Below are 12547 nucleotides of genomic sequence, written 5' to 3' on the forward strand. Positions count from 1 at the left end.
CACTACTCTGTAGTGATGCCCGATCAACACAAGCCCAGTCTGCTCGATGCGATTTCACGTCGCGTTGTCATCGGCGACGGCGCGATGGGCACGATGCTCCAGGACGCCGATCTGACTCTCGACGACTTCCTCGGCCTCGAGGGGTGCAACGAGATCCTCAATGCCACCCGTCCTGATGTCCTGCGGGAGATCCACCGCGAGTACTTCGCCGCAGGCGCGGACGCTGTCGAAACCAACACGTTCGGCTGCAACCTGCCCAACCTGGCCGACTACGACATCGAGGACCGCATCCGCGAGCTCGCGGAGAAGGGCACCCGGCTGGCACGTGAGACCGCCGACGAGATGGGCCCGGGCCGTGATGGGATGGACCGTTTCGTGCTCGGCTCCATGGGGCCGGGCACCAAGCTGCCGACGCTCGGCCACGCCCCGTTCGCCCGGCTGCGCGACGCGTACACGGAAGCCGCTCTGGGCATGATCGACGGCGGTGCCGACGCCATCCTGGTGGAGACCTGCCAGGACTTGCTTCAGGTGAAGGCCGCAATCATCGGCAGCCAGCACGCGATGGACAGGCTCGGCGTCCGCATCCCGATCATCACCCACGTGACGGTGGAGACGACAGGTGCGATGCTCGTGGGCAGCGAGATCGGTGCTGCGCTCACCGCACTCGAACCGCTCGGTATCGACATGATCGGGCTCAACTGCGCGACCGGTCCCGCCGAGATGAGCGAGCACCTGCGTCACCTGTCCAAGCATTCGCGGTTGCCTGTGTCGGTCATGCCCAACGCCGGTCTACCGACGCTGGGCGCGAAAGGTGCCGAGTACCCGCTGACCGCCCCGGAGCTTGCCGAGGCCCTCAGCGGATTCGTCAGCGAGTACGGGTTGGCCCTGGTCGGCGGTTGCTGCGGCACCACTCCCGAGCACATCCGTCAGGTTGCCGACATGGTGCACGGAGCCACGAAGCTCGAGCGCAAACCCGCGCCGGAGCCGGGCGTGTCCTCGCTCTACACCGCCGTTCCCTTCGAGCAGGATGCCAGCATCCTGATGATCGGTGAGCGCACCAACTCCAACGGGTCCAAGGCATTTCGCGACGCGATGCTCGCCGAGGACTACGAGAAGTGCCTCGACATCGCCAAGGATCAGACGCGCGACGGCGCGCACATGCTCGACCTCAACGTCGACTACGTCGGCCGCGACGGTGCCGCCGACATGGCCGCGTTGGCCAGCCGCCTGGCGACGGCGTCGACTCTGCCGATCATGCTCGACTCCACCGAACCTGCCGTTCTCGAAGCAGGTTTGGAGCACCTCGGTGGCCGCAGCGCGGTCAACTCGGTCAACTACGAGGACGGTGACGGGCCCGACTCGCGGTTCCAGAAGATCATGCGTCTGGTCAAGGAGCACGGTGCCGCTGTCGTTGCTCTGACCATCGACGAAGAGGGACAGGCCCGTACGGCCGAGTGGAAGGTGCGTGTCGCAGATCGGTTGATCACCGACATCACCGAGAACTGGGGCCTGCGCCACGAGGACATCATCGTCGACACCCTGACCTTCCCGATTTCGACGGGCCAGGAAGAGGTGCGCCGCGACGGCATCGAGACCATCGAGGCGATCCGGCAGCTCAAGGAGAAGTACCCGAAGGTGCACACCACCCTCGGGTTGTCGAACATCTCGTTCGGCCTCAATCCCGCTGCACGACAGGTGCTGAACTCGGTGTTCCTGCACGAGTGCACACAGGCCGGCCTCGACACCGCCATCGTGCACGCGTCGAAGATCCTGCCGATGAACAAGATTCCCGACGAGCAGCGCGAGACTGCTCTGGATCTGGTGTACGACCGTCGCAGTGAAGGCTACGACCCGCTGCAGAAGCTCATGCAGCTCTTCGAGGGTGTCTCGGCGGCCTCGGCCCGTGAGTCCCGCGCCGAGGAGTTGGGTCGTCTGCCGTTGTTCGAGCGCCTCGAGCGGCGCATCGTCGACGGTGAACGCAACGGCCTCGACGCCGATCTCGACGCAGCGATGACCGAGAAGCCGCCGCTGGAGATCATCAACGAGACGTTGCTCTCGGGGATGAAGACCGTCGGCGAGCTGTTCGGCTCCGGTCAGATGCAGCTGCCGTTCGTGCTGGCCTCGGCCGAGGTCATGAAAGCCGCTGTGGCGTACCTCGAACCGCACATGGAGGCGACGGACGACGACGGTAAAGGCCGAATCGTCCTCGGCACCGTCAAGGGTGACGTACACGATATCGGCAAGAATCTCGTCGACATCATCCTGAGCAACAACGGCTACGAGGTCGTCAATCTCGGTATCAAGCAACCGATTTCGACCATTCTGGAAGCCGCGATCGACAAGCGTGCCGATGTGATCGGCATGTCCGGACTGCTGGTGAAGTCCACGGTTGTCATGAAGGACAACCTGATCGAACTCAACTCCAAGGGCGTCGCCGAGCAATTCCCGGTGCTGCTCGGCGGAGCCGCGCTGACGCGGTCGTATGTCGAGAACGATCTGCAGGACGTCTACGAAGGCGACGTGCACTATGCGCGAGACGCTTTCGAGGGCCTCCGTTTGATGGACACCATCATGACCACCAAGCGTGGCGGCGGTCCGGCTCCGGACAGTCCCGAGGCACTCGCCGCGAAGGCCAAGACGGCCGAGCGCAAAGAACGCCACGAGCGATCCAAGCGCATCGCGGAGAAGCGCAAGGCTGCAGAGGCACCGGTCGTCGTGCCCGAACGATCCGATGTCGCTGCCGATATCGATATCCCGGTCCCGCCGTTCTGGGGCACGCGCATCGTCCGAGGCGTGTCCTTGGCCGACTACTCGGGTCTGCTCGACGAGCGCGCACTGTTCCTCGGGCAGTGGGGCCTGCGAGGTGCCCGCAAGGGTGAAGGTGCCACCTACGAGGACCTGGTGGAATCGGAAGGCAAACCGCGCCTGCGGTACTGGCTGGATCGACTGAGCACCGACGGCATTCTGGCGCACGCGGCACTGGTGTACGGGTATTTCCCGGCAGTCTCCGAGGGCGACGACGTCGTGGTGCTCACCGAACCCGACCCCGATGCACCCGAACGCTTCCGATTCACGTTCCCGCGTCAGCACCGCGACCGGTTCCTGTGCATCGCGGACTTCGTTCGGTCCCGTTCGGCTGCACGGGAATTGGGCCAGGTCGATGTTCTGCCGATGAACCTGGTGACGATGGGCCAACCCATTGCCGACTTCGCGAACGAGCTGTTCGCTGCCGATGCGTACCGCGACTACCTCGAGGTCCACGGAATCGGAGTCCAGCTCACCGAGGCGTTGGCCGAATACTGGCATCGCCGAGTGCGCGAGGAACTGAAACTGTCCGACGGCAAATCGGTTGCCGCTGACGACCCCACCGAAGCCGAGGGGTACTTCAAACTCGAATATCGTGGTGCCCGTTACTCGTTCGGCTACGGAGCGTGCCCCGATCTGGAAGACCGGATCAAACTCGCCGCACTTCTCGAACCCGAGCGAATCGGTGTGAAGCTCTCCGAGGAACTGCAGCTGCACCCCGAACAGTCGACCGATGCGTTCGTACTTCATCACCCGGAGGCCAAGTACTTCAATGTCTAGAACTCACCTGCACGGTGTCCTGTGGGACATGGACGGCACACTGCTCGACTCGGAGAAGATCTGGGACGTCGCTATCGGTGAGTACTCCCGCAAGCTGGGAACGGAACTGAGCGCCGAGGTGCGCGAGAGCACCCTCGGAAATTCGATGTGGGACGCACTGCGCAAGGTCCTGGCACACGCATCGGTCGAGGTCACCGACGAGCACCTGAACGAGGGCCGCGAGTGGCTCACCACCCGTGTCGGAGACCTGTTCGCCGAGGGCATTCCTTGGCGGCCAGGTGCCAAGGATGCGCTCGCTCTTGTCCGCGAGATGGGTCTGTCCACCGGGCTCGTCACCAACACCGAGCGCGGGCTGGTCGAGCGAGCTCTGGACACTCTGGGGCGTGAGTACTTCGACATCACGGTGACCGGCGACGAGGTCGAGGTCGGCAAACCACATCCGGCTCCCTATCTGCGCGGTGCGGCACTGTTGGGACTGGATGCCGCGTCCTGCCTCGCGGTCGAGGATTCACCGACCGGCTCGCTGTCGGCGCACACTGCCGGCTGCCCGGTGCTGGTGGTTCCGTCCGAAATCGCGGTGCCTGCCGCACCGGGATACACGATTCGCGACGGTCTGGTCGGGCTCACTGCCGAGGACGTCCGCCGGGCCTGGTCAGGCGGAACTCCCTAATCTCGACCGAATTCGTGTACCCGAGTGACGACGTGAAAGAATATCTAGCCGTGAAGACTTTCGATTCCCTGTTCGCCGAGCTCACCGAACGCTCGAAGACTCGCCCCGAGGGCTCGGGCACCGTCGCAGCGTTGGACGCGGGAGTTCACTTTCAGGGGAAGAAGGTTCTGGAAGAAGCAGGCGAAGTGTGGATCGCAGCCGAGCACGAAAGTGACGAGGCGCTGGCCGAAGAGATCTCGCAGCTGCTGTACTGGGTCCAGGTGATGATGGTGGGCAGGGGCATCGAGCTCGAGGACGTCTACCGACATCTGTGAGGCACTGCCCGCACGTCTCCCACGAACTCACCGATGAAGGAAAACTCCATGCTGCGCGTAGCCGTACCCAACAAGGGCGCCCTGTCCGAGTCCGCCGCCGAGATTCTCAGTGAAGCCGGCTACCGGCGCCGAAGCGACTCGAAGGACCTGACGGTCCTCGATCCGGCCAACGGCGTCGAGTTCTTCTTTCTCCGACCCAAGGACATCGCGATCTACGTCGGATCCGGCCAGCTCGATCTGGGCATCACCGGACGCGACCTGGCTCTTGATTCCGGTGCCGCAGTCGAGGAGCGGCTGGCACTCGGATTCGGTCGTTCGACGTTCCGATACGCGGCACCGGCGGGCAAGGAATGGTCGCCCGAGGACCTGGGTGGATTGCGCATCGCAACGTCCTATCCCAATCTCGTACGTAAGGACTTGGCCGAGCGGGGGTTGGAGGCGACGGTCATCCGCCTCGACGGTGCGGTGGAGATCTCCATTCAGCTCGGGGTGGCCGACGCGATTGCCGACGTCGTCGAATCGGGTCGCTCACTGCGTCAGAACAACCTCGTGGCCTTCGGCGAATCGTTGTGCGATTCGGAGGGCGTTCTGATCGAGCGCGCTGGCACCCCCGGCACCGACTCCGCGCGCAAGCAACTCATTGCCCGCGTGCAGGGCGTCGTCTTCGCACAGCAGTACCTGATGCTCGATTACGACTGCCCCAAGTCGATCCTCGACGAGGCCGTCAAGATCACCCCGGGAATCGAGTCGCCCACGCTGGCACCGATGGTCGACGACAATTGGGTTGCCGTGCGAGCCATGGTCTCTCGTAAGGTGCACAACAACGTCATGGACCAGCTCGCCGAGCTCGGCGCCAAGGCCATCCTGGCGTCCGACATCAGGTCGTGCCGCGCCTTCTAGATCCGGTGGAGTGACAGGGAGGACGCATGACATCCGACACCTCCGACGAGAACCTCGCGCGACTGGCGAGAGCGGTGTTCGACGCGCAGCCGTTCACCCGGCTGCTCGGCGCGGAACTCGTCTCCACGGACGGTGGCATCGTGGAGGTTCGCCTGCCCAACCGTCCCGAGCTCCGGCAGCAACACGGCTTCGTACACGGCGGCGTCATCAGTTATCTCGCTGACAACGCAGTCACCTTCGCCGGTGGAATCGCACTGGGCGGCGACGCAGTGACGGCGCACTGCACCACGAATTTTTCCAGGCCGGCAACCGGTGAATATCTGATCGCCCGCGCACACGCGGTATCGACCACCCGGAACCAGGCCATCTGTCACTGCACCGTGTATTCGGTGGACGAAAGCAGGGAACGGATCGTCGCGGTGGCACAGGGCACCGTCGTCAGGGCACACACGTCGTGATGGTCGTCAGTTACGACGTCGCACCAGGACCGTCTGCGCGATGCGGCCGATGGGCCCCACCTCGTCGCTGAGAGTCCCCGCGCACATGGCGATTCCGTCCGGACCGGTGGAGGTCTCCGCCGAGACTCCTACCCATTCCCCCTGAGGCACCCGGAACACGTGCACCGTCAGGTCGGTGTTCAAGAACGTCCATTCGTCGATCGGCAGTTTCGCGCCGATTCCGTTCGCGATATCCGCAATCGAGAACAGTCGCTCGAGCGGTGTCATCGATTCGCCCTGTACGAGAACAGGTTTGGGGCGTGCCCAGATCTGCCCCGGACCCTCGGCTCCGAGACCGGTGAGGATCTTGAATTCGACGGCGTCGAGATAGCCCGACGACCAGGTGCCCCCGAACGTGTAGTCGGTCCCGGCCCCGACCTGCTTCATCGTCGGGTCACCGACGTGTGCGACGTCCTCGGTCGGAACGGTGCGCATACGCCACGCGCTGCCGCGGGCCACCGCTCGCGCAGATCCCGATGGGCCCTCCGCCCACAGCTCGGCAACGACCAGTTCGACGTTGCCCCCGGGGCGTTCCGTCCATGCCCGAATCTCGATGTCCGCGACCGGAATCGGACCGAGTATGTCGACTGCCACACGACTGATGCGGGTGTCCTCTCGGGCGTCGACGCGCTCGAGTGCACGGACCAGCAGAGCGGAGGGCGGAGCGCCGTGCTGCATCGTCGGTGCCCACAGACTGACGGTGTTCTCGGTCGCGGTGACTCTCTCGAAGCCGTCCTTGCTGACACCCGAGGGAACGAAGAAAGCGTCCGGCAGTACCTTCGCGGTGAGGGTCACAGCGCGGCCTCCGCCTCTTCCGGAGCGGCCTGGGGCCAACCAGGGTACGGCGGGGGAGTGCCACCGAACTCCGGGCACAGCGCCTGGTGGTCGCACCACTTGCACAGTGCACCACGCTTGGCACGGAAGTCGCCGGTCTCACCTGCAGCGAGAATCGCCTTCCAGATGGCAGACAGCATGCGCTCGAATCTGCGCAGCTCGCCTTCGTCGGGGGCATAGGTGAGTTCCTGTTTGTCGGCCAGGTACATCAATTTCAGCTGCGCAGGCACGACCCCTCGCATGCGCATGATCATCAGGGCGTAGAACTTCATCTGGAACAGGGCCTTGGATTCGGTGAACTCGCGCGGCGCTCGGCCGGTCTTGTAGTCGACGACGCGGATCATCCCGTTGGGTGCCACGTCGATCCTGTCGATGAATCCGCGCAGCGGCGTGCCGTCGTCCAGGTCGATCTCCACCCGCTGCTCACAGGACTCGGGTTCGAAGTGGGTCGGGTCCTCGAGCTCGTAGTATCCGGCGACCAGCGCTCGGGCGCGATCGAGAAAGGCCGGCCGATCGTCTGCCGGAACCAACGATTCGATGTCGGGTGACTGGGCAACCACTCGCTCCCACGCCGGATCCACCAGCTCGCGTGCGGTTGCCTGCACTCGATCCTGCGCGGGCAGGGCGTAGAGGGCCTCCAGTGCCGCATGCACCACAGTCCCCTTGATCTGGGCTTCGGTGGAGACCTCGGGGATGCGATCGACGGCTCGGAAGCGGTAGAGCAGTGGGCACTGTTTGAAATCGCCTGCGCGGGAGGGTGACAACGCCGGCTTACTGCGTGGGCTCGACGTCGCCGGCAGCGGTTGCCCGACGTCGCCGAGATCGAGTAGAGGCAAGTCGATGGGGGTCGACACGGAAATACTCACGACTGCGAGACTATGCCGCTGGTCCGACATCTTCGGTCAAGGCCGTAGTCTGGCACGTCGAGTCCTCCCCGACGCCGGCCAAATCGGATCGGCTGTCGAACAGAGCAACGAAAGCAGGTTTCCGCTGTGTCCACCGGTGATTCCTCGTCCGCGTCGAACGACGGGTCCGAGGTCGACGCGCTCGTCGATGCCTCGGTTCCGACTGCGGACGAAGTGGTCACAGCGACGGTCGACGAGATCGAACTCGACCGGCCCCCGATCGCGGACGAGACCTCGGTCGCACCTGCTGCGTCCGGGCCTGCCCGCAGCGGTCCGTTCCGCGTAGGGGATCGAGTACAACTCACCGACGGCAAGGGGCGTCACTACACGGTGGTTCTCGAGGCGGGCAAGGAGTTCCACACCCACCGGGGCGGAATCACCCACGACAAGTTGCTCGGAGCCGACGAGGGCAGCGTCGTCACGTCCGTCAACGGCACCCCCTACCTGGCGCTTCGTCCGTTGCTGACCGATTACGTGCTGTCGATGCCACGCGGTGCCCAGGTGATCTATCCCAAGGACGCAGCGCAAATCGTGCACGAGGGCGACATGTTTCCCGGTGCCCGAGTTCTCGAGGCCGGTGCCGGTTCGGGCGCTCTGACCTGTTCGCTGTTGCGTGCCGTGGGAACCGAGGGAACGGTCATCTCGTACGAGATCCGTCAGGATCATGCCGACTACGCGATCAAGAACGTCGAGACGTTCTTCGGCGAGCGACCGTCGAACTGGCACCTGACGGTGGCCGACGTGGATCGGTTCGGTGTCGACCGACCGGGGGAGCAGGTGGATCGGGTGGTTCTCGACATGCTCGCCCCGTGGGACGCGCTGCCCGCTGTGTCGAAAGCTCTCGTTCCCGGAGGAGTGCTGCTGGTCTATGTCGCCACGGTCACTCAGCTGTCCAAGGTCGTCGAGGCTCTGCGCGCACAGGAATGCTGGACCGAACCTCGTTCGTGGGAGTCGATGGTCCGGGGCTGGCACGTCGTCGGATTGGCCGTTCGTCCCGAGCACCGTATGCAGGGCCACACGGCGTTTCTCGTCAGTGTTCGACGCCTCGCGGAGGGAACCGTCACGCCGAAGCCGCAGCGTCGGTCCGGTAAAGGCTGACGCCGAGCGGCGGCGTCGACAGTCGATGTCGATTCGTGATCACCGTCATCGGATTCATCCGCCGAGCCGCGTCCTGATACCGATGTCGTTGCCGCCGCACCTGCGACGCCTCGTTCGTGATCGCTCATTTTCGCAGGTGAGGGCCCCGATTTCGCAGTAGGCCAGCTACCGGGTCGGGAACGGCCCACATGGCGTCGAAGCGCGCAGAGATGCGTTCGACGCATGCCGCCGTGATGCCCGATCGTGGTGTCGGTCCGCACATTCGGGCCGGTGCCGGTAGCGTTGATAGATCGTCACTGGGAGGAGTCGCTCATGAGCTCAACAGACAATCCGGATGTGGCCGCGGCCAGAGCCGAACTGGACGCCGTGCGAGCCGAGGCCGCTTCACTACGTCGTCAACTGGGGGAGTCCCCCGAACAGGTGCGCGAACTCGAGGGCCGTGTCGATTCGCTCTCGCTGCGCAACACCAAGTTGATGGACACCCTGAAAGAGGCCAGGCAACAGCTCATCGCACTCCGCGAGGAAGTCGACCGTCTCGGCCAACCACCGAGCGGCTACGGCGTTCTACTGAGCGTGTTCGAGGACGGAACGGTCGACGTGTTCACGTCGGGTCGCAAGATGCGGCTCACGTGCTCACCCAACATCGAGGCCGACTCGCTTGCGCCCGGACAAACGGTGCGGCTGAACGAGGCACTGACCATCGTCGAGGCCTGCACCTTCGACCAAGTCGGTGAGATCAGTACTCTGCGTGAGCTTCTGGGCGACGGCACGCGAGCCCTCGTCGTCGGACACGCCGACGAGGAGCGCGTCGTGTGGCTGGCCAAGCCGCTGATCGACATGGTCAACGACGAAGGACCCGTCGACCCGGACGAGCCCTCTCGCAAACTGCGTCCCGGCGATTCCCTCCTGGTCGACACCAAGGCCGGCTACGCCTTCGAGCGTGTGCCGAAGGCCGAGGTCGAGGACCTGGTCCTCGAGGAGGTTCCCGACGTCGGCTACGAGGACATCGGCGGTCTCGGCAGGCAGATCGAGCAGATCCGCGATGCCGTCGAGCTGCCGTTCCTGCACAAGGACCTGTTCCGCGAGTACTCGCTGCGCCCACCCAAGGGTGTTCTGCTCTACGGGCCTCCCGGATGCGGAAAGACGCTGATCGCCAAGGCCGTGGCGAACTCGCTGGCCAAGAAGATCGCCGAGGCCCGCGGGCAGGATGCGAAGGAAGCAAAGTCCTTCTTCCTCAACATCAAGGGCCCCGAACTGCTCAACAAGTTCGTCGGTGAGACCGAGCGCCACATCCGGATGATCTTCCAGCGCGCCAGGGAGAAGGCGTCCGAGGGCACTCCGGTCATCGTGTTCTTCGACGAGATGGACTCGATCTTCCGTACCCGTGGTTCCGGTGTCTCGTCCGACGTCGAGACCACGGTCGTTCCTCAGCTGCTGGCCGAGATCGACGGCGTCGAGGGACTCGAGAACGTCATCGTCATCGGTGCATCCAATCGCGAGGACATGATCGACCCCGCGATCCTGCGGCCCGGTCGCCTGGACGTCAAGATCAAGATCGAGCGTCCCGACGCCGAGTCGGCACAGGACATCTTCTCGAAGTACCTGACCGACTCGCTTCCGGTCAACGCCGACGACGTCGCGGAGTTCGGCGGTGACCGCGCGGCCTGCATCCGAGGGATGATCGACCGCGTCGTCGAGCGCATGTACGCCGAGAGTGACGACAACAGGTTCCTCGAGGTGACATATGCCAACGGAGACAAGGAAGTTCTGTACTTCAAGGACTTCAATTCCGGTGCCATGATCCAGAACATCGTCGACCGCGCGAAGAAGTACGCCATCAAGTCGGTACTCGAAACGGGCAACGCCGGTCTGCGAATTCAGCACCTGTTCGACTCCATCGTCGACGAGTTCGCCGAGAACGAAGACCTGCCGAACACCACGAACCCGGACGACTGGGCACGAATCTCCGGCAAGAAGGGCGAGCGGATCGTCTACATCCGCACGCTGGTCACCGGCAAGAACGCCAGTGCAAGCCGCGCGATCGACACCGAGGCCAATACCGGCCAGTACCTGTAGATCCCGCACAGACCGGTTTCGGGGCGCGTCCGCACAGGGCGCGCCCCGTTCTGTCTCCGCCTGCCGTCTAGGCTCGACTCATGCAGCGCATCATCGGTATCGAGGTCGAGTACGGCATATCGTCGCCCACCGAGCCCACCGCAAACCCGATCCTGACGTCGACCCAGGCAGTGTTGGCCTATGCGGCAGCAGCAGGCGTGCCGCGGGCCAAGCGCACGCGCTGGGACTACGAGGTCGAATCTCCGCTACGCGACGCCCGTGGCTTCGATCTCGGACGCTTCAGCGGACCGGCTCCGGTCATCGATGCCGACGAGATCGGCGCGGCGAACATGATTCTCACCAACGGGGCCCGCCTCTATGTCGACCACGCTCACCCCGAGTACTCGGCCCCGGAAGTGCGCGACCCGTTGGATGCGGTGATCTGGGACAAGGCAGGAGAGCGCGTCATGGAGGCCGCCGCTCGCCACGCCTCCAGCGTGCCCGGTGCCCCGCGCCTGCAGCTCTACAAGAACAACGTCGACGGCAAGGGTGCGTCGTACGGCACCCACGAGAACTACCTGATGTCCCGCGAGACGCCGTTCTCGGCAGTCATCGCCGGGCTGTCGCCGTTCTTCGCGTCGAGGCAGGTCATCACCGGTTCCGGACGCGTCGGAATCGGCCAGTCCGGTGACGAAGCGGGCTTCCAGCTGTCCCAGCGAGCGGACTACATCGAGGTGGAGGTGGGCCTGGAGACCACCCTGAAGCGCGGCATCATCAACACGCGCGACGAACCGCACGCGGACGCGGACAAGTATCGCCGCCTGCACTGCATCATCGGCGACGCGAATCTCGCCGAGATGTCGACCTACCTCAAGGTCGGCACCACCGCGCTCGTGCTCGACCTCATCGAAGCAGGGGTCGACCTGTCCGATCTACAGCTGGCAAGACCGGTGACGGCCGTCCACCAGATCAGCCACGATCCGACGCTGCGCAAGGCCGTCGCTCTCGCCGACGGACGCGAACTGACCGGGCTTGCGCTGCAGCGGATCTACCATCAACGCGTAGCGAAGTTCGTGGCGGCCGAGGGTAGCGACGATGCACGCGCCCTGGATGTGCTCGACAAGTGGGCCATGGTGCTCGACCTCCTCGAACGCGATCCGATGGAGTGCGCCCATCTGCTGGACTGGCCCGCGAAACTGCGTCTGCTCGAAGGCTTTCGCCAGCGGGAGGGGCTCGGCTGGTCGGCGCCGCGGCTGCATCTGGTCGACCTGCAGTACTCCGATGTTCGATTGGACAAGGGCCTGTACAACCGGCTGGTCGCTCGTGGGTCGATGGACCGACTCGTCACCGAGCAACAGGTGCTCGACGCCGTCGGCACGCCGCCGGAGGACACGAGGGCGTACTTCCGCGGCGAGTGCCTCCGCAAATTCGGGGCCGACATCGCCGCTGCCAGCTGGGACTCGGTCATCTTTGACCTCGGTGGCGACTCCCTGGTCCGAATCCCGACTCTCGAACCGCTGCGCGGTACCAAATCGCACGTCGGCGCTCTGCTCGAGTCGGTCGACAGCGCCGCGGAGCTCGTCGATCAACTCACCAACTGAAACCCGGTCGAGGCGCGCTCGACTATTCGACGGTGTCTTGCCGACCGGCCGGCCCGGTCTGTCGGTAGGGTAAAGGTCCGTGCACTTT

General features: G+C 64.6%; 10 protein-coding genes. 8 read left to right on the forward strand and 2 right to left on the reverse strand.

All coding sequences use genetic code 11. From position 1 onward, the window contains the following. Window positions 1–15 precede the first annotated feature (15 nt). Genes metH through CH275_RS00730 form a run of 5 tightly spaced genes read left to right on the forward strand, consistent with a single transcriptional unit; the run spans window position 16 to window position 5927 of the window. Complete coding sequence (gene metH / locus CH275_RS00710) at window positions 16–3585, forward strand: methionine synthase (RefSeq protein WP_094674264.1); 3570 nt, start codon at window positions 16–18, stop codon at window positions 3583–3585. Continuing rightward, on the forward strand, window positions 3578–4255 hold the full coding sequence (locus CH275_RS00715) for an HAD family hydrolase (protein ID WP_094674266.1): 678 nt from the start codon (window positions 3578–3580) through the stop codon (window positions 4253–4255). The genes metH and CH275_RS00715 overlap by 8 nt, the downstream gene beginning before the upstream one ends. A 50-nt stretch (window positions 4256–4305) precedes the next feature. Further along, window positions 4306–4569, forward strand: a complete 264-nt coding sequence (locus CH275_RS00720; RefSeq protein ID WP_094674615.1) for a phosphoribosyl-ATP diphosphatase — start codon at window positions 4306–4308, stop codon at window positions 4567–4569. A gap of 48 nt (window positions 4570–4617) precedes the next feature. Further along, window positions 4618–5469 (forward strand): ATP phosphoribosyltransferase, encoded by an 852-nt coding sequence (gene hisG, locus CH275_RS00725; protein WP_094674268.1) that lies wholly within the window; start codon window positions 4618–4620, stop codon window positions 5467–5469. Between the two features lie 26 nt (window positions 5470–5495). Continuing rightward, window positions 5496–5927 (forward strand): PaaI family thioesterase, encoded by a 432-nt coding sequence (locus CH275_RS00730; protein ID WP_094674270.1) that lies wholly within the window; start codon window positions 5496–5498, stop codon window positions 5925–5927. A gap of 6 nt (window positions 5928–5933) precedes the next feature. Here the strand turns inward: CH275_RS00730 and CH275_RS00735 are convergent, their stop codons facing one another. Further along, on the reverse strand, window positions 5934–6761 hold the full coding sequence (locus tag CH275_RS00735) for a thioesterase family protein (RefSeq protein WP_373453656.1): 828 nt from the start codon (window positions 6759–6761) through the stop codon (window positions 5934–5936). Beyond that, window positions 6758–7600: a RecB family exonuclease gene (locus tag CH275_RS00740; protein ID WP_094674619.1), complete on the reverse strand. Its 843-nt coding sequence runs from the start codon at window positions 7598–7600 to the stop codon at window positions 6758–6760. The genes CH275_RS00735 and CH275_RS00740 overlap by 4 nt, the downstream gene beginning before the upstream one ends. Window positions 7601–7924: 324 nt before the next feature. Here CH275_RS00740 and CH275_RS00745 point away from each other — a divergent pair, with 324 nt between their 5' ends. The 3 genes from CH275_RS00745 (at window position 7925) to dop (ending at window position 12459) form a co-directional block, all read left to right on the forward strand. Further along, window positions 7925–8803 carry a tRNA (adenine-N1)-methyltransferase gene (locus CH275_RS00745; RefSeq protein WP_094674621.1) on the forward strand — a complete coding sequence of 293 codons (879 nt, stop codon included), beginning with the start codon at window positions 7925–7927 and terminating at the stop codon, window positions 8801–8803. A 312-nt stretch (window positions 8804–9115) separates the two neighbouring features. Beyond that, the gene (gene arc / locus CH275_RS00750; RefSeq protein ID WP_094674623.1) at window positions 9116–10879 is read left to right on the forward strand and encodes a proteasome ATPase; all 1764 of its coding nucleotides are present in this window, start codon (window positions 9116–9118) and stop codon (window positions 10877–10879) included. A gap of 80 nt (window positions 10880–10959) precedes the next feature. Further along, window positions 10960–12459, forward strand: coding sequence for a depupylase/deamidase Dop (dop, locus tag CH275_RS00755; RefSeq protein ID WP_094674272.1), 1500 nt, complete (start codon window positions 10960–10962; stop codon window positions 12457–12459). Window positions 12460–12547 lie beyond the last annotated feature (88 nt).

This window comes from Rhodococcus sp. 06-235-1A (genome assembly GCF_002258785.1).
GTDB lineage: Bacteria > Actinomycetota > Actinomycetes > Mycobacteriales > Mycobacteriaceae > Rhodococcoides.

Bases quoted from the DNA above. Each gene is read 5' to 3' on its own strand.
- hisG (WP_094674268.1), top strand. From the start codon at position 4,618: ATGCTGCGCGTAGCCGTACCCAACAAGGGCGCCCTGTCCGAGTCCGCC.
- CH275_RS00730 (WP_094674270.1), top strand. From the start codon at position 5,496: ATGACATCCGACACCTCCGACGAGAACCTCGCGCGACTGGCGAGAGCG.
- CH275_RS00715 (WP_094674266.1), top strand. From the start codon at position 3,578: ATGTCTAGAACTCACCTGCACGGTGTCCTGTGGGACATGGACGGCACA.
- dop (WP_094674272.1), top strand. From the start codon at position 10,960: ATGCAGCGCATCATCGGTATCGAGGTCGAGTACGGCATATCGTCGCCC.
- arc (WP_094674623.1), top strand. From the start codon at position 9,116: ATGAGCTCAACAGACAATCCGGATGTGGCCGCGGCCAGAGCCGAACTG.
- metH (WP_094674264.1), top strand. From the start codon at position 16: ATGCCCGATCAACACAAGCCCAGTCTGCTCGATGCGATTTCACGTCGC.